General features: G+C 60.6%; 24 protein-coding genes, 3 tRNA genes and 1 other RNA gene. 16 read left to right on the forward strand and 12 right to left on the reverse strand.

The window, feature by feature from the left end:
- Positions 1–24: 24 nt before the first annotated feature.
- A complete protein-coding gene (aceE, locus tag D8M21_RS03300) occupies positions 25–2,766 on the reverse strand; it encodes a pyruvate dehydrogenase (acetyl-transferring), homodimeric type (protein ID WP_048678129.1) in 2,742 nt (913 codons plus the stop codon).
- A gap of 348 nt (positions 2,767–3,114) precedes the next feature.
- On the opposite strand from aceE, the gene D8M21_RS03305 reads away from it, so the two are divergent.
- From D8M21_RS03305 to gndA, 3 genes are all read left to right on the forward strand, one after another.
- Positions 3,115–3,528 carry a DUF3052 domain-containing protein gene (locus D8M21_RS03305; RefSeq protein ID WP_048678131.1) on the forward strand — a complete coding sequence of 138 codons (414 nt, stop codon included), beginning with the start codon at positions 3,115–3,117 and terminating at the stop codon, positions 3,526–3,528.
- A 131-nt stretch (positions 3,529–3,659) separates the two neighbouring features.
- Positions 3,660–3,735: transfer RNA gene (locus D8M21_RS03310), tRNA-Val, on the forward strand.
- Between the two features lie 211 nt (positions 3,736–3,946).
- Positions 3,947–5,437: an NADP-dependent phosphogluconate dehydrogenase gene (gene gndA, locus D8M21_RS03315; RefSeq protein WP_048678133.1), complete on the forward strand. Its 1,491-nt coding sequence runs from the start codon at positions 3,947–3,949 to the stop codon at positions 5,435–5,437.
- Between the two features lie 87 nt (positions 5,438–5,524).
- Here the strand turns inward: gndA and epsC are convergent, their stop codons facing one another.
- From epsC to msrA, 3 genes are all read right to left on the reverse strand, one after another.
- The gene (gene epsC / locus D8M21_RS03320; RefSeq protein ID WP_048678135.1) at positions 5,525–6,109 is read right to left on the reverse strand and encodes a serine O-acetyltransferase EpsC; all 585 of its coding nucleotides are present in this window, start codon (positions 6,107–6,109) and stop codon (positions 5,525–5,527) included.
- 207 nt (positions 6,110–6,316) lie between these two features.
- The gene (cysK, locus tag D8M21_RS03325) at positions 6,317–7,252 is read right to left on the reverse strand and encodes a cysteine synthase A (protein ID WP_048678136.1); all 936 of its coding nucleotides are present in this window, start codon (positions 7,250–7,252) and stop codon (positions 6,317–6,319) included.
- 71 nt (positions 7,253–7,323) lie between these two features.
- The gene (gene msrA, locus D8M21_RS03330) at positions 7,324–7,854 is read right to left on the reverse strand and encodes a peptide-methionine (S)-S-oxide reductase MsrA (RefSeq protein ID WP_048678583.1); all 531 of its coding nucleotides are present in this window, start codon (positions 7,852–7,854) and stop codon (positions 7,324–7,326) included.
- Between the two features lie 95 nt (positions 7,855–7,949).
- On the opposite strand from msrA, the gene D8M21_RS03335 reads away from it, so the two are divergent.
- Positions 7,950–8,837 (forward strand): Nif3-like dinuclear metal center hexameric protein, encoded by an 888-nt coding sequence (locus tag D8M21_RS03335; protein ID WP_048678138.1) that lies wholly within the window; start codon positions 7,950–7,952, stop codon positions 8,835–8,837.
- Positions 8,838–8,880: 43 nt separating this feature from the next.
- Here D8M21_RS03335 and rnpB read toward each other — a convergent pair.
- Positions 8,881–9,248: RNase P RNA component class A (gene rnpB, locus D8M21_RS03340), an RNA gene on the reverse strand.
- Positions 9,249–9,276: 28 nt separating this feature from the next.
- On the opposite strand from rnpB, the gene D8M21_RS03345 reads away from it, so the two are divergent.
- On the forward strand, positions 9,277–10,035 hold the full coding sequence (locus D8M21_RS03345) for a YaaA family protein (RefSeq protein ID WP_048678141.1): 759 nt from the start codon (positions 9,277–9,279) through the stop codon (positions 10,033–10,035).
- Positions 10,036–10,065: 30 nt separating this feature from the next.
- On the opposite strand, the gene def is transcribed toward D8M21_RS03345, so the two are convergent.
- Entirely contained in the window at positions 10,066–10,647 is a 582-nt protein-coding gene (gene def / locus D8M21_RS03350) for a peptide deformylase (protein WP_048678143.1), read from the reverse strand.
- Between the two features lie 234 nt (positions 10,648–10,881).
- Here def and D8M21_RS03355 point away from each other — a divergent pair, with 234 nt between their 5' ends.
- Genes D8M21_RS03355 through D8M21_RS03375 form a run of 5 tightly spaced genes read left to right on the forward strand, consistent with a single transcriptional unit; the run spans position 10,882 to position 15,071 of the window.
- Complete coding sequence (locus D8M21_RS03355; protein ID WP_053089910.1) at positions 10,882–11,478, forward strand: biotin transporter BioY; 597 nt, start codon at positions 10,882–10,884, stop codon at positions 11,476–11,478.
- Positions 11,445–12,656, forward strand: a complete 1,212-nt coding sequence (locus tag D8M21_RS03360) for an AMP-binding enzyme (RefSeq protein ID WP_126855655.1) — start codon at positions 11,445–11,447, stop codon at positions 12,654–12,656. Before D8M21_RS03355 ends, D8M21_RS03360 begins: the two co-directional genes overlap by 34 nt.
- On the forward strand, positions 12,653–13,774 hold the full coding sequence (locus tag D8M21_RS03365; protein ID WP_048678146.1) for a thiolase family protein: 1,122 nt from the start codon (positions 12,653–12,655) through the stop codon (positions 13,772–13,774). The genes D8M21_RS03360 and D8M21_RS03365 overlap by 4 nt, the downstream gene beginning before the upstream one ends.
- Positions 13,771–14,463 (forward strand): energy-coupling factor ABC transporter ATP-binding protein, encoded by a 693-nt coding sequence (locus tag D8M21_RS03370; RefSeq protein WP_048678147.1) that lies wholly within the window; start codon positions 13,771–13,773, stop codon positions 14,461–14,463. Before D8M21_RS03365 ends, D8M21_RS03370 begins: the two co-directional genes overlap by 4 nt.
- Positions 14,460–15,071: an energy-coupling factor transporter transmembrane component T family protein gene (locus D8M21_RS03375; protein WP_048678148.1), complete on the forward strand. Its 612-nt coding sequence runs from the start codon at positions 14,460–14,462 to the stop codon at positions 15,069–15,071. The genes D8M21_RS03370 and D8M21_RS03375 overlap by 4 nt, the downstream gene beginning before the upstream one ends.
- 100 nt (positions 15,072–15,171) lie before the next feature.
- Here the strand turns inward: D8M21_RS03375 and D8M21_RS03380 are convergent.
- Both D8M21_RS03380 and orn read right to left on the reverse strand, forming a co-directional pair.
- Positions 15,172–15,247, reverse strand: a tRNA-His gene (locus D8M21_RS03380).
- A gap of 134 nt (positions 15,248–15,381) precedes the next feature.
- Positions 15,382–16,002: an oligoribonuclease gene (gene orn, locus D8M21_RS03385; protein WP_048678150.1), complete on the reverse strand. Its 621-nt coding sequence runs from the start codon at positions 16,000–16,002 to the stop codon at positions 15,382–15,384.
- Between the two features lie 131 nt (positions 16,003–16,133).
- Here orn and mptB point away from each other — a divergent pair, with 131 nt between their 5' ends.
- The 3 genes from mptB to D8M21_RS11310 all read left to right on the forward strand — a co-directional run bounded on the left by mptB (position 16,134) and on the right by D8M21_RS11310 (position 18,021).
- Positions 16,134–17,663 (forward strand): polyprenol phosphomannose-dependent alpha 1,6 mannosyltransferase MptB, encoded by a 1,530-nt coding sequence (gene mptB, locus D8M21_RS03390; RefSeq protein WP_048678152.1) that lies wholly within the window; start codon positions 16,134–16,136, stop codon positions 17,661–17,663.
- A 58-nt stretch (positions 17,664–17,721) separates the two neighbouring features.
- A tRNA-Arg gene (locus tag D8M21_RS03395) sits at positions 17,722–17,797 on the forward strand.
- A 68-nt stretch (positions 17,798–17,865) separates the two neighbouring features.
- On the forward strand, positions 17,866–18,021 hold the full coding sequence (locus D8M21_RS11310; RefSeq protein WP_161800251.1) for a hypothetical protein: 156 nt from the start codon (positions 17,866–17,868) through the stop codon (positions 18,019–18,021).
- Between the two features lie 52 nt (positions 18,022–18,073).
- On the opposite strand, the gene D8M21_RS03400 is transcribed toward D8M21_RS11310, so the two are convergent.
- A complete protein-coding gene (locus tag D8M21_RS03400; RefSeq protein WP_082156589.1) occupies positions 18,074–18,562 on the reverse strand; it encodes an acyltransferase in 489 nt (162 codons plus the stop codon).
- A gap of 541 nt (positions 18,563–19,103) precedes the next feature.
- Positions 19,104–19,643, reverse strand: a complete 540-nt coding sequence (locus D8M21_RS03405) for a GNAT family N-acetyltransferase (RefSeq protein ID WP_048678154.1) — start codon at positions 19,641–19,643, stop codon at positions 19,104–19,106.
- A 149-nt stretch (positions 19,644–19,792) separates the two neighbouring features.
- On the opposite strand from D8M21_RS03405, the gene D8M21_RS03410 reads away from it, so the two are divergent.
- Together D8M21_RS03410 and ettA are read left to right on the forward strand one after the other, a co-directional pair.
- Entirely contained in the window at positions 19,793–20,236 is a 444-nt protein-coding gene (locus tag D8M21_RS03410) for a DUF6993 domain-containing protein (protein ID WP_048678155.1), read from the forward strand.
- Positions 20,237–20,330: 94 nt separating this feature from the next.
- Positions 20,331–22,013: an energy-dependent translational throttle protein EttA gene (gene ettA, locus D8M21_RS03415; protein ID WP_048678157.1), complete on the forward strand. Its 1,683-nt coding sequence runs from the start codon at positions 20,331–20,333 to the stop codon at positions 22,011–22,013.
- Positions 22,014–22,136: 123 nt separating this feature from the next.
- On the opposite strand, the gene D8M21_RS03420 is transcribed toward ettA, so the two are convergent.
- The gene (locus D8M21_RS03420) at positions 22,137–22,988 is read right to left on the reverse strand and encodes an acyl-CoA thioesterase (protein ID WP_048678587.1); all 852 of its coding nucleotides are present in this window, start codon (positions 22,986–22,988) and stop codon (positions 22,137–22,139) included.
- Positions 22,989–23,173: 185 nt separating this feature from the next.
- On the opposite strand from D8M21_RS03420, the gene D8M21_RS03425 reads away from it, so the two are divergent.
- The gene (locus D8M21_RS03425; protein WP_048678159.1) at positions 23,174–23,836 is read left to right on the forward strand and encodes a hypothetical protein; all 663 of its coding nucleotides are present in this window, start codon (positions 23,174–23,176) and stop codon (positions 23,834–23,836) included.
- Positions 23,837–23,839: 3 nt separating this feature from the next.
- Here the strand turns inward: D8M21_RS03425 and D8M21_RS03430 are convergent, their stop codons facing one another.
- Positions 23,840–24,253, reverse strand: coding sequence for a globin (locus D8M21_RS03430; protein WP_048678160.1), 414 nt, complete (start codon positions 24,251–24,253; stop codon positions 23,840–23,842).
- Between the last annotated feature and the right edge of the window lie 36 nt (positions 24,254–24,289).

Genomic DNA, 24,289 nt, shown 5'->3' on the forward strand with positions numbered 1-24,289 from the left:
CGACCGCAGCGCCTCGATCACGACTTAGGCGTCGCCACCGGCGTTTCCGCTGGTGCCAGCGTTGACATCGAGGAGGTCATACTTCTCGATGGCCTTCGCCGGAGCATCCTGATCTACCTCTCCGCGGCGAGCAAGCATTTCAAGCGTGCGCACCACCATGGAGTGGGCATCGATGTGGAAGAAGCGACGGGCACCGGCACGGGTGTCGGAGAAGCCGAAGCCATCCGCACCCAAGCTCGCGAACTCGTTCGGAACGAACTGGCGAATCTGGTCCGGAACCTCAGAGACGAAGTCCGAAGTGGCTACGATGGGGCCGACGGCGCCTTCGAGCTGCTGAGCCACGAACGGAACGCGAGGCTCCTGCTCCGGGTGGAGCATGGATTCACGCTCGGCGGCCAGACCGTCGCGACGGAGTTCGTTCCAGGACGTCACGGACCACACATCGGCCGAAACGTTCCAGTCCTCGGCGAGGAGCTTCTGAGCTTCGAGCGCCCACGGGACACCCACGCCGGAGGCCAACAATTGAGCACGGGGGCCATCCACCTCAGCCGGCTTGAGCAAGTACATGCCCTTGAGCAGGCCTTCAACATCCAGGTCCTCAGGTTCGGCGGGCTGGATGATGGGCTCGTTGTACACCGTGAGGTAGTACATGACGTTGTGGTCTTCGTCGCCCGTGCCGTACATGTGCTCGAGGCCGCGCTTGACGATGTGGCCGATTTCGTAGCCATACGCCGGGTCGTAGTGGATGACCGCAGGGTTCTGCGAGGCCAAGATGGGGGAGTGCCCATCCATGTGCTGGAGGCCTTCGCCCGTGAGCGTTGTGCGGCCTGCCGTGGCTCCCACAATGAAACCGCGCGTCAGCTGGTCGGCGGCGGCCCAGAAGGAATCTCCGGTTCGCTGGAAACCGAACATCGAGTAGAAGATGTAGATCGGAATCATCGGCACGCCGTGTGTCGAATACGACGAACCAACCGCCGTGAAGGCAGCCGTGGCACCGGCCTCATTGATGCCGACGTGGAGGAGCTGCCCCTGGGCAGATTCCTTGTAGGCCAGCATGAGTTCGCGGTCCACCGAAAGGTAGTTCTGACCGTTCGGGTTGTAAATCTTCTGCGACGGGAAGAACGAGTCCATGCCAAAGGTACGGGCCTCGTCGGGAATGATCGGCACCACGTGCTGACCGAATTCCTTGTCTCGCATGAGGTCCTTGAGCAGGCGGACAAAAGCCATGGTGGTGGCCGCCATCTGCTTCCCGGAACCCTTCTTGGTGACGGCGTAGGCCTTGTCCGAGGGGAGGACCAGCTCGCGCTGAGAGCCGTCTCGGTACGGCAAGAAGCCACCGAGTTCCTTGCGGCGCTCCAACATGTACTTGATCTCCGGAGCGTCCTTACCGGGGTGGTAGTACGGCGCACCGTAGAGATCCTTCTCGAGCTCTTCGTCGGTGATCGGGATACGCAAACGATCGCGGAAGACCTTGAGATCTTCCAGGGTCAGCTTCTTCATCTGGTGGGTCGCGTTGCGTCCCTCGAAGTGGCTGCCCAGGCCGTAGCCCTTGATGCCTTGAGCCAAGATGACGGTCGGGCGACCCTTGGTCTCCATGGCCTGCTTATACGCGGCATAAACCTTGCGGTAATCGTGGGCGCCGCGCTTCATGGCCCAAATCTCTTCGTCCGACATGTCCGCGACCATTTCCTTGGTCTCGGGGGACTTGCCGAAGAAGTGCTCACGCACGAAACCGCCGGATTCGGCCTTGTAGGTCTGGTAATCGCCGTCCAGAGTTTCGTTCATGATGCGAACGAGCTCGCCGTTTTCATCCTTCTGGAGCAGGTCGTCCCACTCGCGGCCCCAGAGAACCTTGATGACGTGCCATCCGGCACCGCGGAAGAAGGCTTCGAGTTCCTGAACGATCTTGCCGTTACCGCGCACAGGTCCGTCGAGGCGCTGCAAGTTGCAGTTGACCACAAAGGTCAGGTTGTCCAGCTTGTCATTGGCGGCCAGTTGCAGTGCGCCGCGCGACTCCGGCTCGTCCATCTCGCCGTCGCCGAGGAAGGCCCAGACGTGCTGCTGCGAGGTGTCCTTGATGCCGCGATTGTGCAGGTACTTGTTGAACTGCGCCTGGTGAATTGCGTTCAGCGGCCCGATGCCCATCGAAACGGTCGGGAACTGCCAGAAATCCGGCTGGCACCGGGGGTGCGGGTATGAGGGGAGACCGTTTTCGCCCTTGGTCTTCTCCTGACGGAAACCATCGAGCTGCTCTTCGGTCAAGCGGCCCTCAAGATAAGCACGGGCGTAGTTGCCGGGCGAGGAGTGGCCCTGGAAGAAGACCTGATCGCCACCGCCGGGGTGGTCTTGGCCGCGGAAGAAGTGGTTCATGCCCACTTCGTAGAGCGTCGCCACGCCGGCGAAGCTGGAAATATGCCCGCCCACGCCGATTTCGGGACGTTGGGCGCGGTGCACCATCACGGCGGCGTTCCAGCGCATCAGCGCACGGTAGCGTCGTTCGATTTCTTCGTCACCGGGGAACTCGGGTTCCTGGTCGACGGGAATGGTGTTGACGTAGTCAGTGGTGGTGACGGTCGGGACCTGGATGCTCTTCGCTCCAGCGCGTTGCAGCAATCGCCGAATGATGAACTGGGCACGCTCCGTACCCTGGGATTCAACCAAGGCGTCGAAGGCTTCGATCCATTCGGAGGTCTCTTCATGATCCTGGTCCGACAGACCCAAGGTGAGGGCGCTGAGGATGTGGTCATTCGTCTCTGAGGGAGCCACGTGGAACCTCTCTTTGTCGATGTGAGGAGAAAGCTCACACCCCGTGGTTGGGGTGAGTAGGGCAGGGCACGTTCGACCCACCTGGGCTTTACAACATCCTATGTTGTCACACCAGACCGGACATTTACGCACATTCCAAGTGCTCCTAGGGAGGTCTGAAGCGGTTTCATCTCGCTGAGACCCCGTGTTCCTTGGGGCTCTGCAATGTTGCAGTGTTCGGGATCACGAGGATTCTGGCGTCACTTGATAGAGTGGATATCACGTGTTGACCTAGTTCAATCGTAGCGCTCAACGATGCGCACCCACCCCGGGGTCATCCGGGGTGAATCAACATCAGGAGGAAAATACGTGAGCGAGACCAAGACCGCCGGTGACCGCCCGGCAGTCCTGCTTGGTTTCAAGGATGGGGATCTCATCCAGGAGTTCGGCTACGACGACGACGTCGACTTCGTCCTGCGGGACGACCTCGAAGACGTCACCGGTTCGGAACTTCTCGACGAAGATGACCAGGAAGTGGTGGACGCCGTCGTGTTCTGGTGGCGCGAGGAAGACGGCGATCTGGTGGACGCTTTGGTTGATTCCCTCACCACGCTCGACGAAGAGGGCGTCGTGTGGCTCATGACCCCAAAGGCTGGGCGCGACGGCCACGTTCCTCCGGCCGATATCCAGGAGGCGGCACAGGTCGCAGGCCTCAAGCTCACGACGAGTGCGCAGGCTTCGAGCGACTGGTCTGCGACGCGTTTGGTCACGACCCGCTTCTAATCTCCACCTGGCTGTGTCAAACCTCACCTCCGTCAGGGCCCGCTGAATTGTTCTCGGGCACGACGATCCATGTACTGTAATCAATCAGATCGGGTGCTGGCTGCTGAAAAAGTGGCCCACTCGATTTTCAAGGGTCTTTAGCTCAGCTGGTAGAGCGCCACGTTTACACCGTGGATGTCATCGGTTCGATCCCGGTAGGACCCACCACTCAGGTTGCTGGCCGATCCCCAGCGTCCAGGCCATCGGCGCATTTGGCCACTGTCCATTCGACGTCTTGATCTTCCGAGTAAGCTGCGGACATTTGATGGACGAATTTCCACGCAAAAATTCTGTTGATGCTGTCCGCCCTCCGCGAGCGTTACAGAAATAATGGCGCTTCGCGGCCACGGGCCTATCCGGACGGCGTAGCCTAGGGAACATGGCAGTTGAAAGTACTTCTCCCCAGAATTCCGCGGAAAATGTTGGTAAGGCCCAAATTGGCGTGACCGGTTTGGCCGTCATGGGCGCAAATCTCGCCCGAAATTTGGCTCGAAATGGCTACACCGTAGCCTTACACAACCGCACCTCCGCGAAGACCGATGACCTTCTCTCGAAGCACGGTGAGGAGGGCAACTTTGTCAGGACCGAGACCCTTCAGGAACTCGTGGATTCCTTGGAACGGCCGCGTCGCATTCTCATCATGGTCAAGGCCGGCGCTCCGGTCGACTCCGTGATTGAGTCCCTGATCCCGCTCTTGGATCGCGACGACATCATCATCGACGGCGGTAACTCGTACTTTAAGGACACCATCCGTCGCGAGAAGGAATGCGCCGAGCACGGGCTGCATTTCGTGGGTGTGGGCGTTTCCGGTGGCGAGGAAGGTGCCTTGAACGGACCGTCCATCATGCCCGGTGGGTCGAAGCAGTCGTATCAGTCGCTTGGGCCCATGCTGGAGAAAATCTCTGCAAAGGCCGACGACGGCGCGCCCTGCTGTGCGTGGATCGACACGGACGGTGCCGGTCACTTCGTGAAGATGGTGCACAACGGCATCGAGTACGCCGATATGCAGGTCATCGGTGAAGCCTACAACCTGCTCCGTTCGGTCGCGGGCCTGGAGCCGCAGGAACAAGCCGAAGTCTTCAAGCGGTGGAACACCACCGATTTGAATTCGTACCTGATCGAGATCACCTCCGAGGTGCTGTCGCAGGTGGACCAGAAGACCGGCAAACCGCTGGTGGACGTCGTTGTGGATCAGGCAGGGCAGAAGGGGACCGGGCGGTGGACCGTTCAGTCGGCCCTGGACCTGGGTTCCCCCGTGTCAGGCATCGCGGAATCGGTTTTCGCGCGTGCCCTCTCCTCGTCGAACCCCGAGGCCCGTGAGCAGGCCCAAGAAAAGTTGCCGGCCGGCCTTATTGCCTCCACCGGTGTCGCGAAGGGCGACGAAGAATTCGTTGAAGACGTTCGGAAGGCGCTGTATGCCTCGAAGCTCGTCTCCTATGCTCAAGGTCTGGACATGTTGGCCTCGGCCGGTGCGGAATTCGGCTGGGACCTCAAGCTCGACACGATCGCTTCGCTCTGGCGCAATGGCTGCATCATTCGCGCGGAATTGCTCGGAGAAATCATGGAGGCCTACAAGGGCGATAACGCGCCCGTGAATATGTTGCTGGCCCCTGGTTTCCTCGAGACGCTCGAGGACCTCCTTCCGTCGTGGCGCCGTGTGGTCTCCAAGGCGACGGCTTTGGGCGTTCCTGTTCCGGTCTTTGCTTCTTCGCTGTCCTACTACGACGGCTTGCGCCGCGATCGTCTTCCAGCGGCGCTCATTCAGGGACAACGGGATTTCTTCGGTGCGCACACCTACCAGCGTGTCGACGAGCCGGGTTCTTTCCACACGCTGTGGTCTGAGGACCGGTCCGAGGTCCAGACGGCCTAACCAGTACGTCTGCCAACGGCACGTCCAAAAAACGCCGGCACCGTCCCGTGTATGCGGGGCGGCGCCGGCGTTTGGCGTCCCGGAAGGCTAGATCCACATGGCGGGATCGATGTACGTCACCGGATCGACGAGGGGCGCTTTCTTCTCTGGCGTCCTCGGACGGGCCTCAGCGGGGATACCCGTGACGATCGAATCCGCAGGGGCGTCGTGAACGACGACGGCGTTGGCGCCCACGGCGGAATCGTCACCAATGGTGATCGGTCCCAGCACCTTGGCGCCAGCGCCCACGGTGACCCGGTTTCCTAGTGTGGGGTGCCTCTTGACTCGCTCCAGGGATCGCCCGCCCAAAGTGACGCCGTGATAGAGCATGACGTCGTCGCCAATTTCCGTGGTTTCTCCGATGACGATTCCCATGCCGTGATCGATGAAGAAGCGGCGGCCGATGGTGGCACCGGGGTGAATCTCAATGCCCGTGAGCCACCGGGTGATTTGCGACAGCGTCCGGGCGAGGGTCTTGTATCGGTCTTGGCGCCAGAGGCGATGGGTTAACCGGTGGACCCAGATGGCATGGAGGCCGGAATAGTTCAGGAGAATCTCGAGGTCGCCACGCGCCGCGGGGTCGTGGGTTCGAGCGGTGGACAGATCTTCCCGAAGGCGGCTGAGGAAACTCACGGTCGAAGTCTCTTTCGAAAGGGTGTGCGTGCGTGGGCCGTGGCACCGAGACGCGGGGCGAATGGATTTCAGGCTCTGCTGAGGTCCAACCTCGTCATCGGCTTGCCTATTCCCTCACGGGAAAAGTGACGTTGCCAGGCAGACATGAAGCACGGTGCCCACGCGAACGATTCGCGAAGGCACCGTGCGTTGTCAGGAGTTCTAGGGCTAGCCCCGGATGTCCTCGTACAGGAGGGTGGAGATGTACCGCTCGGCAAAGTCGCACACCACGGTCACGATCAATTTGCCCTCATTCTCGGACTTCTTGGCTTCCTCCAGTGCGGCCCACACGTTCGCACCGGAAGAGATGCCGCCCAAGATTCCCTCCTGGGCACCGAGTTCACGAGCTACTCGGACGGCGTCGTCGATCTTCACGTCAGTCACGGAGTCGTAAATATTCTGATCTAAGGTTTCGGGAATGAAGTTGGCGCCTAGGCCCTGGATCTTGTGGGGGCCGGCCTTACCTTCAGTCAGCAATGGAGAATCGGAAGGCTCGACGGCGATGACCTTGAGGTTCGGGTTCTGTTCCTTCAGGTACTTACCCGCGCCGGAAATGGTTCCACCGGTACCGATGCCAGCGACCAGCATGTCGACTGCGCCATCGGTGTCATTCCAGATCTCCGGGCCCGTGGTGTCGTAGTGCACCTGCGGGTTGGCCTCGTTCTCGAACTGACGTGCCAAGACGGCGTTGTCAGAGTTTTCGACAATCTCGGCCGCCTTGTCGACGGCGCCCCGCATACCTTCGGCACCGGGGGTCAGCACGATTTCGGCACCGTAGGCCCGGAGCATGACTCGGCGCTCGGTCGACATCGTCTCGGGCATGGTCAGAATGACCTTGTAACCGCGAGCGGCGCCAACCATGGCGAGCGCAATGCCGGTATTGCCGGAGGTTCCCTCGACGATCGTTCCACCTGGGCGCAGCTGTCCGGATGCCTCGGCGGCGTCGACGATGGCTTTTCCGATGCGGTCCTTGACCGAGTTCGCCGGGTTGTAGAACTCCAGCTTGACGGCGACGTTGCCCGGAAGATCCTTGTCCAGTCGGTTGAGACGGACGAGCGGCGTCGAACCGATGGCCTCGGTAACGTTGTCCAATATCTTTGTCATAGTGTCGCCTTTCGTCATGAAGTGTCTCTGCTGATGAGGGCTTCTACCGACTACGGTAGTCTGCCGCGCGGTTAGGCTTGGGGCTCGAGCCACATCTTGTAATATTCGCGGGCCTTGCGGAGCTTGGGGTCGATGATCGCTTGGCAGTAGCCGTTATACGGATTCTCACGCTCGAAGTCTTGGTGGACTTCCTCGGCTCGATAAAAAGTCGAGAGGGGCTCCAGTGTCGTGACGATGGGCTCGTCGAAGAGGCGCTGGGCTCGCGCGATCTGCTTTTCGAAGAAGGCCTTTTCTGCGTCGTCGCGGTAGAACAACGCTGATCGATATTGGGTGCCGACGTCGAATCCCTGCCGGTTGAGGCTCGTGGGGTCGTGTGTCGTGAAAAACATGTCCATGATGACGTCTTCGGGCACGACGTTTTCATCGAAGCGCACCCGCACTGCCTCCGCGTGGCCAGTCTGCCCGGTACACACATCGGAATAGGTGGGGTTTAAGGTCTCACCACCCGTATATCCGCAGATGGAGGATTCCACTCCTCGGGTTCGCTGGTAAATCGCGTCGAGACACCAAAAGCATCCTGCGGCTACAGTAAATTCCTTCATTGCTCCATTGTCTGACCGGCGGAAGCACTCCGTCATCACGGTTTCGCTGTTGGGGGAGCCATGACGCGGAAGCTTCGGTTCCATAGACTGATCTCATGACTACACCGAGCCTGCACGACGTCGTCCAAGCTGCCCACGATCTATGGCCCGTGAGCCTCGCGGAAGATTGGGATGCGAGCGGTCTTGTCAGTGGTTATCCGGAGGCGCCGGTCGAACGTATTCTGTTCGCCGTCGATGCCGTTCAGGGAACTGCTCGCGAGGCGGTCGAGGCGGGGTGCCAGCTCCTGATTACCCATCACCCGCTCTTGATGCGCGGTGCGTCTTTCCTCCCTGCGTCGAGTGACAAAGGCCGTGTGGTGCACACGCTGATTGAAGGGGGTTGTGGCCTCCTCGCATCGCACACGAACGCCGACAGTATGCGCAACGGTGTTTCCGACGCGCTCATTGAGGCGTGTGGGGTCACCGAAGCTCGACCGTTGGGCGACCCGGAGGGGGAGACCGGCATCGGACGTGTGGGAGATTTGCCTCAGGAGGTCTCTCTCCACGAATTGGCCATGCGGTTAGCCTCTGTGCTTCAGCCGACGGCCGGTGGGTTGCGTATCGCGGGGCCCAAGGACGGTCGTGTACGCCGCGTCGCCGTCTGCGGAGGCGCGGGCGATTCCCTCTTTGACGTGGTCAGAGCCGAATCTGCCGATGTATATGTGACGGCGGATCTACGCCACCACCCGGCTTCCGAAGCTCGCGAACGTGCACTGCTCCAAGGCGGAACGCCGTACCTGGTGGATTGCTCACATTTCGCCAGCGAGGAACTTTGGCTCGCCAGGGGAGCGAAAATGCTGGAGGTGCATCTTTCGGATCAGGGTTTTGAGGTCGAGATTCTGCTGAGCAGCCTCAATACCGACCCGTGGGATTTTTCCATCACGCCGAATGAGGTTCCGGTCTCAGCATCGACCGATCCGGAGGGCTCCGGCTACGCCCGGTAGCGGCGCATGAGCCGTGGAGTTCGGGTTCCTTGATCGTTTGGAATGGACGGGCCGGAGCGTAAGCCGGGTCTTGTGCCTGCGCCAGGTTACCCAGGCGAGGCGACGGTCATCCATCTAGCCCGCCGATTGCTCGGCGGATCAAGCGGTCTACCCGAATGCTGGGGCGAGCAGCCCTCGTGGCGCATTCTGTCTGACCTTGCTCCGAATGGGGTTTACCGAGCTTCCCGCGTCGCCGCGGGAACTGGTGGTCTCTTACACCACCGTTTCACCCTTACCCGTTTAAGCGGGCGGTTTCATTTCTGTGGCACTGGCCTGCGGGTTACCCCGAGTGGACGTTATCCACCATTCTGCTCTGCGGAGCCCGGACTTTCCTCGAGGCGTGAAACGCCGCGCGACCGTCTGTCCGACCCGTCCGGGGGACAACTCTACACTGGGAAGAATGCTGATCTTGCTTCCTCCCTCCGAATCGAAAATCGCACCACAGAGTGGCCCGCAGCTCGACATCGCCGGGCTGAGCTTTCCCGAACTCCGTGACGACCGTCGGGAGATGGTGCGTCGACTGGTTGAGGCAAGCGCCCGGGACGATGCCGCCGAGCTACTCAAGACCGGTCCGAGCCTCTCCGAGGAAGTCAAGAGGAACATTCGACTCGAAGAAGCACCCACGGCGCCAGCGATGGGTATCTACAACGGCGTGCTCTATGACGCGCTCGGGTATCACACGCTCGATCGCGATGCGCGAAGCAGAGCGGATGGTTCGCTCCTCGTGATGTCCGCGCTCTGGGGTGCCGTGACACCTGGTGACCTCATTCCCGCGTACCGGCTTTCTATGGGAGCCAAGGTGGTCGACGGTCAACCGTTAGCGTCGTGGTGGAAACCGCGACTGCAACCCGTCTTGGACCGTGCCGCAGAGGGCCGCATCATCGTAGATTGCCGATCGTCGGGGTATGCGGCGGCATGGAAGTCGCCGTCGGACCGAACGGTGTCGATTCGAGTGGTTCGGGAGCGCCACGGTCAGCGGAGCGTCGTTTCTCACATGGCCAAGCATTATCGAGGGCAGGCGGCTCGCATTCTGTTGGAATCAGAATGTGCCGCACAGTCAATAGACGACGTCGCCGAGAACCTTGCACCTCATATGGAGGTTGAACTGTCTACTCAGGGGCGCCAAGGGTCCCAGATCACCCTGATTCTCCGGGAATGAAGGCCTTGTCGCAGAACCTCAAGTAAAGGTTTACTCTTCGTCGTGGCCGAAGGGGTCTTCGTCAACCCCAGGCATCCAGGTCAGCCCGGGTACACCCCAACCTTCGGCCTTGATGGTTTTACGGGCCTTGCGTCCCCACCGGTCGTTGAGGCGGTCAACATAGAGCTTGCCGTCGAGGTGGTCGGTTTCGTGTTGCATGACACGCGCGAACCACCCCGTTGCGTCGAATTCGACCATCTGACCGTATTCATCCTGGGCCTTCATGTGGACCCACTCGGCTCGTTTGAGTGGGAAAGCCAGGCCTGGAACCGAAAGGCAGCCTTCAGACTCGTCATGCTTGTCGGGGGCGACTTCAGGAATCTTGCCGAGAGTGAGCTGAGGGTTGATGAGAACGCCGCGGTTGGGTGCGTCGTCGTCGTTGTCATAGGTATAGGTGAAGAGTCTGAGGGGCACGCCAACCTGTGTTGCTGCGAGTCCGACCCCGTGTGCGCGGTCCATGGTTTCGTACATGTCCTTGACCAGGTCACGGAGCTCATCGTCAAAGACGGTGACGTGACGGGTGGGCTGATGAAGTACGGGTTCACCGGTGATCACGATGGGTCGAATGGTCATGGAAGCTCCAAGATGGTCGGACTATGGGCGTCACCTCACCGTATCCAATTTTTCCGGTGCCCACTCACGGGGAGGGTTGGTGGCGAGGGTGTCGGTGGAGGGTGCCTGACGTCGATGAGACGGGGACACGAATTCTCAGGTATTCTGAACACCGTTCAAAACTCAGTGACCGGTCCATACCGCTGACTTCCAGCGAGCTAACAACGACCGGTGCGCACCGAAGTGGAGTCCACCATGAATAGTTTGTCCAGTAGCCAACGACCGGCGGCTCAACCCGTCTCACGGTCCAGTACCGGCCGTTCGATCGCGTACATCGCGGTATTCGCCGCATTGGTAGCGGTGTTGGGGCTCCCCGGCAATATTCCGCTGCCTGGCCTCGTGCCGATCACGGCGCAGACGCTCGGCGTCATGCTGGCCGGCGCGATTCTTGGTCCGTGGCGCGGGGCGGCATCCATGGCCCTTTTTCTGGTTTTGGTGGCCATCGGGCTTCCGTTGCTCTCTGGCGGCCGGGGTGGCTTGGGCGCCTTTGTGGGGCCGAGTGCGGGATATCTCGTGTCCTGGATTTTGGGTGCCGCGGTGATCGGATGGGTCATGCGCTCGGGCGATGGTCGGCCTACCTGGACCAAGTGCATCGTCGGTTGTTTGCTCGGCGGGATTCTCGCCATTTACGCGATCGGCATTCCGGTGCAGTCGTTCGTCACGGGAATGTCGATGGGTCAAGCGGCTTTGTCGTCCTTGGCGTTTATCCCGGGTGACCTCATCAAGTTGGTGATTGCTTGCCTGGTCACGATGTCCCTGTGGAAAGCGTATCCGAGGGCATTCCAGCGGTGACGTCCTCGGGATCTGCCCGATTGATGCCGCTTCGTGGACCCGACCACGAAGCGGTATTGAGACGTGCGCTTGAGATGCGACGGGCCGGGAACGTGCCGCTCATCGGCGACGAACGATGGTCGGACGCTCGGTGGACGACGATGCTGCGGTCTCTCGACCGACGTGCGATCCATCCCGAAGCAGAGTGGGCGGTTTTCACCTCCGGTAGCACGGGACATCCGCGGGTTATTCTGCGAACACAGCGCTCCTGGGATGTGGCATACCCTGGATTGAATCGGATCGCCGGAATCACGAATCATGATCGGATGCTCATCGCAGCGCACCCGGTCTCGTCGATGGCCACATTTGCGGCTTCACATTCCGAACACACCGGCTTCGACTTCACGGTTCCACAGCGCGCCCGAGTGAGCGCAGAGGATCTGAGGGACGTGACCGTGCTTCACGGGACTCCCTGGCATGTGAGGGACGTTCTCGACCTCCTCGATGCCGGGTGCTCCACCCCGCTTCGAAAGGCTCTCGTGGGTGGTGACCGTGTGGAACCAGGACTACGCCGTCGGGCTGAACGACATGGCATTACGGTTCACAGTTATATCGGCGCTTCAGAACTCAGTTTGATTGCCGTGGACAGCGGCGATGGAGCCGAAATATTCGACGGCGTCGAGGTCGATATTCGAGATTCTGTCTTGTGGGTCCGCACAGAGCAGCTCGCTCTGGGGTGTCTTGGGGGCTCCGGAAGTCTGCGGCGCGACGGCGAGTGGGCCAGCGTCGGTGACCGGGCCAGTCTGCACCATGACCGGCTCACACTGCATGGGCGCGACGACGACGCGATCCTCACCGCAGGCGCTACGGTCATTCCGTCGGATGTTGAGTCAGTACTCCAGACATTGCCCGGAGTGAGAGCATCCGTCGTCGTCGGCATACCCCATGCGCGCGTTGGGCAGATTGTTGCGGCGGCCGTCGAATCGAGCCTCGCTGAGCCGAACCTTCGGGAGATCACAGCTCGTGCCTACCGTGAGCTGTCGGTCGCCGAGCGACCGCGTCGTTGGAAAATGGTGAAGGAGCTGCCACGCACGTCGGTGGGTAAGGTTCGGCGCATCACGGCGGAAGAATTCGAAGCGCTACCAGAGGTGAGGCCCATGGACGGTGGTTCTGGTTCAGTCGAGGGGGGCCGAACATGAACGACGTCGCAATCATTAGTGTGGCACGAACCCCCATCACGGGACGATCCCGCGCATTGTCTGGATACGGTGCTGAGACACTCGCCGGGAACACCCTTCGGGCCTTGCGCGAGATGAGCGGCATCAGTCCGGACGCCGTCGTGCTGGGCAATTGCACCGGGCCTGGTGGAAACCTCGGACGCATGTCGGCTTTGGCGGCGGGGTTTGGTACGGACTGCGTGGGGTGGGGCTTGGACGCGCAATGCGGTTCCGGAATGCTCGCCGTCATGCAGGCTGTTCAGCATGTGGCGTGTACCGGGCAGATAGTCGCTGCCGGGGGAACAGAGTCGGCGAGCACGGCGCCCGTCCGCTCGATCAATGGCGAGGCCTTCGAGCGTGCACCGTTCGCGCCAGAGGGGTTCCCGGATCCCGACATGATCGAGGCCGCCGACCACCTCGCGGCTCAGCGCGGAATATCGCGGGCCAGACAGGATGAATTTGCCGTACGGAGCCACGCGCTCACACTGTCGTCCGCCGAGTTTGTGGGGGAAGAGCTCATTAGCTTGCGTCATCCCGAATCTGGCAACTCCATCATCGATGACGGCCCGAGGAAGCTGACCCCACACACCACGTCTCGGTTTTCCCCGGTCCGCACCGAGCCGCGGGCCACGGTGACTCCGGTCAGTGCGGCACGGATTTCAGACGGCGCCGCCGCGGTTTTGCTTCGGCCAGAAAGCCAGGCTTCGGGCCCGCGGTGGATCATCCGCGGATCCGCGATGACCGGCGGTGATCCGGCGCTTCCTGGAATACTGCCCGTCTCGGCGATCCGCGGTGCGCTGAAGGCCTCGGGTATGGGCCTGGAGAGGCTCGCCGCCGTCGAAATAGTGGAAGCGTTCGCCGCTCAAACCCTGGCCGTTGCGGATGACCTCGGTCTCGCGGTTGGAGGCCACATCGACCCGCGGGTTAATGCCTGGGGCGGCGCATTAGCGCTGGGACACCCGTGGGGTGCCTCGGGAGCAGTCGCACTGGTGCGGCTCGCCCATCGTCTTCGGAGGGAAGGCCCCGGGGCGGTAGGCGTTGCGGCGTGTGCCATAGGCGGAGGAATGGGAACGGCAATGATGCTGGAGTATGTGGAATGACCGTCAACATCACGAATATGCACGTCCGAGTGGACGGCCATCAGGGGCCGGTGACGCTCTTAGAGGATGTCACTCTGAACCTTGAGGCTCCGAGGACGGCGATCCTGGGGGAAAACGGCTCCGGAAAGTCAACCTTGGCCAAGACGTTGGCAGGGCTCATCGCCCCCGCGGAAGGCGCCGTACAGGTCAATGGGATCGACGTGGTCAAGGAGGTCAAACGACTCCGTCGTGAGGTCGGGTTCGTCTTTGCAAATCCCGCGGCGCAGGTGATCATGCCAACGGTTCGCGAGGACATCGCGCTCACGCTTCGGGGCCGCAAGCTCTCACGTCAGGAGATTTCTGAGCGGGTGGAACGGGCCATTGAAGAGCACGAACTGACGTCGTTAGCTGACCGCCCATGTCACTCGTTGTCGAGCGGGCAGATGCAACGCCTCGCCCTGTGTTCGGTCTTGGTCGGGGAACCTCAGCTCGTCCTTGCCGATGAGCCGACGAGCCTATTGGACGCTCGCCATCGGCGCATCATTGCCGAGCGCCTCCTTAAACCCGCCGCCCCACAAGTAATTCTCGTGACGCACGACCTCGAACTGGCACGACGCTGCGATGAGGCCGTATTAGTGGCCGACGGACGCATTGAAGGCCAGGGATCGCCGGAGGACATGATCGAGCGGTATGAGGAGATTCTTGGATGATCTCTCTGTATCAGCCAGGATCTAGCCTGATTCATCGGCTGTCTGCGGGATATAAGCTTGCGGCCTTCGCGGTCATTGCCTTGGCTCTGTCGTTCGCCCCAGCAACGTGGGTGACCGTCGTCCTCTGCGTGATCCTTCCCGTTCTGGGATACGCCGTGGCGCGCTTGGGAACCAGGACTTTCTTCCGGGACTTGCGTGGCCTGCTTCTGCTGGTGGTCTTCCTGGCCGTGACCCAGCTGATTTTTCTCGACCCGATGGACGCGACCCGGAACACCGTGCGCGTGATTTCGATTGTGCTCCTTGCCCAAGTGGTAACCCGGACGACGCCCATCGACGGCATGATCGAGACTTGTGAGAGAGTCCTTGGGCCCTTCCGACGCTTCGGGGTCAAGCCTGAGCGCATGGGACTCGCGATGGCGCTGACTCTGACGTCCGTGAATCAACTCGGGGGAATCGTCCGAGACGTGCGCGATGCTCAGGCAGCGAGAGGCGTTCGTATTGCGCCGTGGGCCTGGGTGATGCCGATGTTGATCTTGACCTTGCAGCACGCGGATCAGGTCGGCGATGCGCTCGATGCGCGCGGTGTGGGGGATGACGAGGGCTCGTAGCGGGGGAGAGGCCCGCCGCTTGGTCGGCATCATGAGGGTTGAGGCTTAACGAATGAGGCCCCGAAACATCTGCAACAGATGTTTCGGGGCCTCATTTTTCTGGGGTGAGCGACGGGGTTTGAACCCGCGACCTCCTGGACCACAACCAGGCGCTCTGCCGACTGAGCTACGCCCACCACGCCGTCTTCGACCGTGGGTGCTTAGTGACCCGTCGATCGGACAACGAATAAGAGCTTACATCAGCCGCGCCGAGGGGGCCAACTGAACCCACCTCGTCACGAGTGATAACTCTCACACGCAAACACCCAAGTTAGGAGTTCGAGGAATCTTGCCCCGAAATACGCTGGGCGATGGCGCGGGAGGCATCCGAATCTGGGCCGGGCTGCGGCACGAACACTGCCTCCCGGTAGTAGCGGAGTTCGTTAATCGAATCGCGAATGTCGCCGAGCGCCCGATGGTTGCCCGTCTTCTCTGGCGACTGGTAGTAGGCGCGCGGGTACCAGCGGCGCGAAAGCTCTTTGATCGTCGAGACGTCGATGATGCGGTAATGCAGGTAATCGATGACCTCCGGCATGTCACGGACGAGGAAGGTCTTGTCAGTCCCCACCGAGTTGCCGCCCAACTGGGCTTTGCGTGGTTCGGGCACATACTTTTTGATGTGATCGAGAACCTGCCGCTCGGCCTCTTTCATGTTCATGCCGGAAGGGAGTTCTTCCAGCAAGCCGGACGTGGTGTGCATGGTACGCACAAAGTCATTCATCTGGTCGACGGCGACCTGGCTGGGTTTGATAATGACGTCCAGGCCGTCGTCCAGAATGTTCAATTCGCCGTCCGTGATGAGAACTGCGACCTCGATGAGAGCATCCTGCTCCAAGTCCAGGCCGGTCATCTCACAGTCGATCCACACGATGCGTTCATTTGAAATAGACACAATGACAACCTACATCTCTTGGTCGCGGGCCGGCGGGCTCGGCGCGAATCCGTGGGGCAACCTGTAAAATTGGGCGAAGCCTCGATCGAGGTGGAGACAGATCAGTAACCAATTTCACGGCAGGGGGACGCTTGAGCCACAGTGCACGGCTTCGGCAGCGACGGCCCAAGGAACCACGGTTCGTCCAGCGCAGCCCCCTTCGGACCATCATCATCGGAACCATAGGTTCGTTGCTCATGATGGTGGGTTCCTTCGGTATCGGATGGCTCGCCCCGATTTCCCAGCTGAGGTTGCAGCAGTGGGTCATTAACCTTCGCTACACCGACGGCGCTGTGGTGCTCTGCATCATCTTGACTGCCGTGGGCGCTATGGCGCTCACTCGCGAATGGATGCGCTTGAGTCAGAAAGTGAATTGGGCGGAGGCTTCGGCGAAGAAATGGGTGACTGCCGCCATCCTGAGTTGGACGGCCCCCTTGCTGGTGGCCTTTCCACTCTTCAGCCGCGATGTCTATTCCTATTTCGCCCAAGGGCGGGTATACCAATCGGGTCTCAATCCGTATGAGTCCGGGGTGTCCTCGGTTAACAATTTTTTGCAGAATGGGGCCGACCAGCTGTGGAGCCAATCTCCACCGCCATACGGCCCGGTCTTTCTCTGGATCGAAGATATCGTGGTTCGCATAGCGGGCGATTCTCCCGATACCGCGTTCTATCTCTTCCGGGGCGTATCTCTGATCGGCGTCGCATTGATCGCGATCTTCCTGCCCAAATTGGCTCGGATGCACGGAGTGAATCCGACGCGCGCGGCCTGGTTGTGCCTGGCCAACCCGATGTTTCTGGTGCACTTCATTGTCTCGGCACACAATGATGCATTGATGATCGGTCTGATGATCGCCGGCATCTATGTGGCCGCGCGGTGGCGCAACGTTTACGGTGGTTTGTCCGGTATCACGTTGACGACGATCGCGATTGCGGTCAAGCCGATCGCCCTGCTCATTCTGCCCTTTATCGGCTTGCTGTGGGCCGGCCGGGGTGCCTCATGGCCTCGTCGATTTGTGTACTGGTTTCTGACGGCGGCCATATCTCTCGCGGAGCTGTGGGCCTTGGGCATGGCGAATGGATTTGGCTTCGACTGGGTTGGCGCGCTCTCAACCACGGGCGGAGTATGGATCTGGTATGCGCCCGTGGGATTGCTCGGGTTCCTCCTCAAACTATGGGGAGATTCGCTCGGCCTTCCGGGTGGGGATCTGCAGTCCTACCTGTTCAAGATCGGCCAGATGGTGGGAGTTCTCGGGGCCGCCGTCATGGCGTTTGTCGGGCGCGACGAGAAGATCATTCGTCGTCTGACCATTGGCTTGACCCTGGTCGTGATGCTCAACCCGATGATTCAGGCCTGGTACGTCGTGTGGCTCATCCCGTTCTTCGCCGCCACCGGGATTCGGGCCGATTGGCACGTGGATTTCTTCCTCTTGACCACCTTGTTCTTCATGATGTGGGCCGTTTCGGATCAGCTTGATGTGTTCCCGTACCTCAGCTTGGACCTCAACATGGGCCGTTTGGTGGCCGGCGTCGTCGCCCTGGTGTATGGCTTGTACATCATGTTTATCGACCCCTCCACGCGCCGTGTGTTCCGGCGCGAACATCGCGTGAGTGCAATCATTTGAGCCGCCAAGTGGAGGGCCAGGCCCTTGCGCGGTACCCTAGATGAGGCCTGATGGCCACGCCTCAGTAGCTCAGTGGATAGAGCAGGAGCCTTCTAATCTCTTGGTCGGGGGTTCGACTCCCTCCTGGGGCACCATGACACTCCGCTGACCCGCGGCCTCTCGTTGATATGTACAGGGGTCGGTCAACGGAAAGAGCTTGAGCATGCGCACCAAGCTGACCACCGTGGACACGACGAGGCCCCGCCAGGGAAACTTTCTGGCGGGGCCTCGTCGACATGTATTTCATGCGGACCAAAAATCTCAGATGGGGCTCGGGGATTTCTCCCGGCAGCAATACCTTCCGATCCCGGACTCCTAGCGGTGTGATGCGCGGCTTAGGTGCCTTGTTGTGGCCAGATGGATTTCCGGCGTCAGTCCAAGTCTCTGACCCGTCGAGCGGGCACGCCGGCGTACAGGCCATTGGGTTCGCAGTCCTGTCGAACAAGAGCCCCGGCCGCGATGACGCAGCCCCGGCCGATCGTGACTCCTGGGAGGACCGTCACGCATGCACCAAACCAGCATCCGTCCTCGATCGTCACCGGTAACTTCGTCGTATGTCCGGCACGAGCATCTTCTGGGCCAAATTCATGCGTGGCGGTGCAAATGGTTGCATTGGGCCCAATGGCGACACCGTTTCCAATGGTTGTGCCCCTCTCGATGAAGGCCCCATAGTTCACCCAACTTCGGTCGCCCACCACGACGCCCCGTTCCAAGAGAGAGCCAGGTGCCACAAAGGCCGTTTTGCTGAGACGGACCCCTCGAATTCTCAGCCTCCGGCTATATCTGGCACTGGGAGAGAGCCGCTTACGACACGTGAAAATAAAGTGCTTGACCTCACGAGCACAGTGGATGATTTTCATGGATTGATAATAGGTTGAGCGCTAGCGTGCTCAGATTGGTCATTGTTTCTTGACTCCATGAATGAATGGGCCCGCGTCATTGAAAAGCGCCTTTCACCTGCAGAATTGCAAATGTCGGCAGCGAGCTCCTCTATAACCGTCGCCGAAGGAGCGCCAGGGGTGTTGTCAAAATCACGCCATCTCTACTGGATGAGTGTCCATGGGCGTCAAAGATCGGCGGCTGATCTACGTCTCGCTCATCACGCTGAGGCTTGCCGGCGGTGGGGAACTCGCCGGATGAGTTCCTGACGCCAATCTTCGATCTCGGGATCGTGAGTGTCGGTGAGGCTTGTTGTGACGCCGAGAATAATTAGTTTGTCCTCGGACCCTCAAAGCTTTCTGGGCCTGGATAAAATGCGGCCTTTAAGAATTCAGTTTTCGAATGTCATGAGATTAATCCGTCACGATTAATATCGCTTTGGGTTTATGATTTCTGTTGCCGACGGGTTTCTTCAATGGCGCGAGGCAACCGTCCGGTCGCGACGACCGGGAAGGGCTGGCCTTAATTCGTCGGCGGTAGTCCGGGGTCGGTGTCCCGGTGGTCGTCGGGGCACAAATCCAACTCATACCAGGAGACGTCGTGCCATGCGCCGTTCTTCCAACCCACCTTCGTATAAGTCCCGATGAGTTCGAATCCAAACTTTTGATGAAGACGATTGCTGGCGTCATTGGGCTGGGTGACCCCTCCCATGACTCGGCGAAAACCTTTCTGACGAAGCCGATTCAACAGTTCGGTGTATAGCCGCGTTCCGCCCCCGTTCGACCTCCGAGCACCATCCATGTAAACGCTGGCTTCGCAGGCCCATTGGTAACTGGCCCGGGGGTTGAACGTTCCAGCGTAGGCATAACCCGCGACTTCGCCGTCGTCTTCAAGAATCAGCCATTCGTGGGTTTCCAGGGCCGAGGCAATCCGCTCTTCCATGTCGGCGGACGAAGGCGCGACTGTTTCAAAGGTGATGTCGGTGTTTTCGACGTAAGGCCGGTAAATGGATGCGCAGGCTTCCGCATCGGCTTTTGCGGCGCGTCGAATCACACTGTTCATGAGAGCTCCTCGGTTTGGGCGTGAAACACAGGGTGTCAGCTTTGTGTTTCGTGCGGGTAAATCCGTGCCGAGAACGAGAATGTGTAGCAGAATTTTGTCACGATCATCCCGATGCCCACCGCGTCGGTGCAGTACGAGAGGCTCATTCCATGACGCGAACTTCGTGGGGGCGTAAAAACTTTGCCGTCGGTGCGGCCGTGGCGGCCATTCTCTTGGCGACTGCGTGTTCCGAGACGACGACGGCCAGCGGGAACTCCTCGTCGTCGGGGAGCTCCCAAGCAACCGCATCGTCCGGGCCCAGTGATTCGCAGGTCGAGCGTGTGCGAAACACCGTGAAACAGGCGATGCAAGATGCCCCGACCGAGCAGAGCCTCCGGGAATCACTGGTTAGAGCGGGATGGCCCTCGAACCAGATCGAGACAGGCCAGAACATTACACCTACCGGCCTGGACGTCGATAACGTCGATGCCGCCATCGCCACGGAGGGACGCTGCCTCATGGTGGACGTGCGCGCTGATAAAGACGTCTACGTCACGACCGCCGCACCTTTGTCGGATGGGCGATGCATGATCGGAACCATACACAACGAATAATCGACGCCGCGGTCGACGGCGTCTGGATAGTCCCTGGTCACACAGCGCGACGCGATGACTCCCCAGTCTGCCCGGACATAGTAGCCTGGGGAACATGGCTGAATTTATTTACACGATGTCTAAAGCCCGCAAGAAGGTGGGTGACAAAGTCATCCTGGACGACGTCACCATGTCGTTCTATCCGGGCGCCAAAATCGGCGTCGTCGGCCCCAACGGTGCCGGTAAGTCGACCATCCTGAAGATCATGGCTGGCCTCGACCAGCCGTCCAACGGCGAGGCGCGGTTGAGCCCCGGTTATTCCGTGGGGATCCTGCTGCAGGAACCGCCGTTGAATGAAGAGAAGACCGTTCTCGGCAACGTCGAAGAAGGCGTCGGCGAGATCAAGGAAAAGCTGGACCGCTACAACGCCATTTCCGAAGAAATGGCAAACCCCGACGCTGACTTCGACGCGCTCATGGAAGAAATGGGCAAGCTGCAGGGCGACATCGACGCCGCGAACGCGTGGGACCTCGATAGCCAGCTCGAACAGGCCATGGACGCCCTGCGTTGCCCACCCGGCGACGCACAGGTGTCTAACCTCTCCGGCGGTGAGCGTCGTCGCGTCGCCCTCTGCAAGCTTCTTTTGCAGAAGCCAGACCTCTTGCTGCTCGATGAGCCCACGAACCACCTGGATGCTGAGTCGGTTCTGTGGCTCGAGCAGCATCTCGCGTCCTACCACGGCGCCGTGTTAGCCGTGACGCACGACCGGTACTTCCTGGACCACGTCGCCGAATGGATCTGCGAGGTTGAGCGCGGACGCCTGCACGGCTACGAGGGCAACTACTCCACATACCTAGAAACCAAGCGCAAGCGCCTGGAAGTTCAGGGCAAGAAGGACGCCAAGCTCGCGCGGCGTCTGGCCGACGAACTCGACTGGGTCCGCTCCAATTCGAAGGGGCGTCAGACCAAGTCCAAGGCCCGCCTTGCCCGATACGAAGAAATGGCGGCTGAAGCGGAGAAGACCCGCAAGCTGGACTTCGAAGAAATCCAGATTCCGCCGGGACCCCGACTGGGTAACCTCGTCATCGAGGCCGAAAACCTGCAGAAGGGTTTCGGCGATCGTAGTCTCATCAAGGACCTCTCGTTTTCCTTGCCCCGCAACGGCATCGTCGGCGTGATTGGTCCGAACGGCGTCGGTAAGTCGACGTTGTTCAAAACCATCGTGGGCCTGGAGCCTCTCGATGGTGGTGACTTGAAGATCGGCGACTCGGTCAAGATCTCTTATGTTGACCAGAACCGCGCCAACATTGACCCGGAAAAGTCCCTCTGGGAGGTTGTCTCCGACGGGCTCGACTACATCCACGTCGGCCAGGTAGAGATGCCGTCCCGTGCGTACGTATCGGCCTTCGGTTTCAAAGGTCCGGACCAGCAGAAGAAGGCCGGAGTCCTCTCCGGTGGCGAGCGCAACCGCCTGAATCTGGCGTTGACGCTCAAGCAGGGCGGAAACCTTCTCCTCCTCGACGAGCCGACGAACGACCTCGACGTCGAAACACTGGCATCGTTGGAAAACGCCCTCCTAGACTTCCCGGGCTGTGCCGTGGTCGTCTCCCACGACCGGTGGTTCCTCGACCGGGTGGCCACGCACATCCTGGCGTGGGAAGGAACCGAAGAAGAACCGGACAAGTGGTACTGGTTCGAGGGCAACTTCGAATCCTACGAAGAGAATAAGGTCGAGCGGCTTGGACCCGAAGCCGCCCGCCCGCATCGTCTCACTCACCGACGCCTGACCCGCGACTAATCGCTGGTCTACCACGATGCCCCCGCTATCACTCGTCGAGGTTGCGGGGGCATCGTGCATTCATGAGACAACGCCAGGGTGTGTCCGCAAAGCCCTTGAACGACGACGGACGGGCAGCGTGCGTCAGCCGAGGTCTTCGTCGGGAACCCGGACCAGCGCCTCTTGGGTCGTCGTCGCCACGAGTTCTCCCTCGCGAGTAAAGATGCGTCCGCACGCCAATCCGCGGGCGCTCGAGGCGTTGGGAGACGTCTGGGTGTAGAGCAACCATTCGTCGGCCCGTGCCGGTCTGTGCCACCAGATGGCGTGGTCCAAGGAGGCGAGGCTCAATCCAGGGTGAGCCCACATGAAGCCGTGACGGCGAAGGATAGGGTCCATCGGCGTGTAATCCGAGGCGTAGGCAATGGCGGCCTGGTGGATACGCGGGTCATCGGGTAGGCGCCCGTGGGTCCTGAACCACACTGTATTGACCGGCTCATGACGTCCCGGGGGAGTCACGTAGATGGGGTCGGTGACGTGACGAATTTCGAAGGGCCGTGCTCGTACCACCCAGCGAGCGAAGGGGTGATCGATGTCGCCCCAGAGCTCCTCCGAGCTCTTCAGGGAATCAGGATCTGGAATGCCGCTCGGCATCGGTTCCTGATGTTCAAGCCCGGGAGCTGGTTCTTGGAAAGAGGCGATGGCCGAGAGAATGACCTGTCCATTTTGATACGCATGCACCCGTCGCGCCGAAAACGAACGACCGTCACGCATTCGTTCCACACCGAAAGTCACGGGTATGGAAACGTCACCCGGCCGGAGGAAATATCCGTGCATCGAGTGAACGGGTCGATCAGGGTCCACCGTGCGACTCGCCGCCATGACCGCCTGCCCAAAGACCTGCCCGCCAAAAATGCGATCCGACTCTGGAGCGATCGTGTGGCCCACGAAGATGTCCTCGGTGGTTCGCAGGGGTTGCTCGGGCTCGAGGGAGAGCATGCTGACGAGCGCTTGCGTGGGGTCGACGATGTGGGAGGGGGACTCGGATTCTTCGAAAGTGCTCACCGTTCGATCCTACGACCATGCACCCGCGTCATGAGCCGACATAGGGAATCGTGATCGTCCCCAGTGCCCTGAGAGGATTCATAATAGTTAAGGATTTCCCGCTTTCTATTGCGAAAGAGATGCCCTCACCGTTGCAAAATTCACGCTTTCAGCTTTCCGATCATCGCGAGGCAAAAGATCTCGCGACGTTGCTGTCTCGGGTCAAAACCATCGACTCCTCCGCGGCCGTCCGCCTTCAAGCTCGGGGGCGGGTCTTGGCTGTGTGGGCACCAGTCATGAGCGCGGAAACATTGCTGGATACGGTGCCTACGGTGTTGGGGATGCGGGCTTTGCACCTCGCCGAGGATTCAGAGATCGACGCCACGGTCGAAGCCTCCGCGGTGCTCGACCGTTTGGCCCGGATTGACGCGAACGACGGCGCCCTGCCGGTCCCACCCGTGATGGTCAACGCTGCTTGGGCGGGAGTCATGCCTCCATCCCGTGGGTGGACTGAATCTGGTCGGCTGGACGCCGAAACGGTGGCTCGGATTGCCCACGAGGGAATGAGGGCCGTCGAGGAGGCGCTACCGACCAACCCTGGAGGCGCAGTCCTGAATACCGTTCGTTCTCGCGTGTGGGGAAGCGATTCCGGTGAAGGCGTGGTGAGCGGCGCCCTGTTTGGCGCCACCGTCTTGGGATTTAACGACACCGACGAGGGATTCACCGTCTACTCCAACGGTCCATGGCGCAGGCTATCGAATACGCAGGGGCACGTGGTGTCCAAATCGGCATCCGCCGTGTGAGGGTTACGAGGAGGCGTCCGGTTCGTCGGGCGTGTTAGTCATGGCGTGGGCCGCGCGTTCGAAGTAACCCCAAATCATGCCATCGTGCAACGGAGGTAACTCCAAGCAGTCGAGGGCTTCTCGCATGTACGTGAGCCATCGTTCTCGCGCCCACGAGTTGATGGCAAACGGCGCGTGACGCATCCGCAACCGTGGGTGCCCTCGTTCTTTGCTGTAGGTCGTGGGCCCACCAAAATACTGTTCCAGAAACATCTCGAGCCGCCGTCGGGCGGGCTCCAGATCTTCTTCCGGATACATCGCTTTGAACTCGGGATCCCGTTCCACCCGGTCGTAGAACTCCGTGGTGAGTCGGTGAATGGCGGCGTGACCGCCCAGTTGTTCGTACATTGTGGGGACAGCAGAAGCCGGACTCGTCATAGTTCCATAGTGCTACGACGAGCCCGGCTAAGGCGA

This window comes from Kocuria sp. HSID16901, assembly GCF_003989425.1.
GTDB classification, from domain to species: domain Bacteria; phylum Actinomycetota; class Actinomycetes; order Actinomycetales; family Micrococcaceae; genus Rothia; species Rothia massiliensis.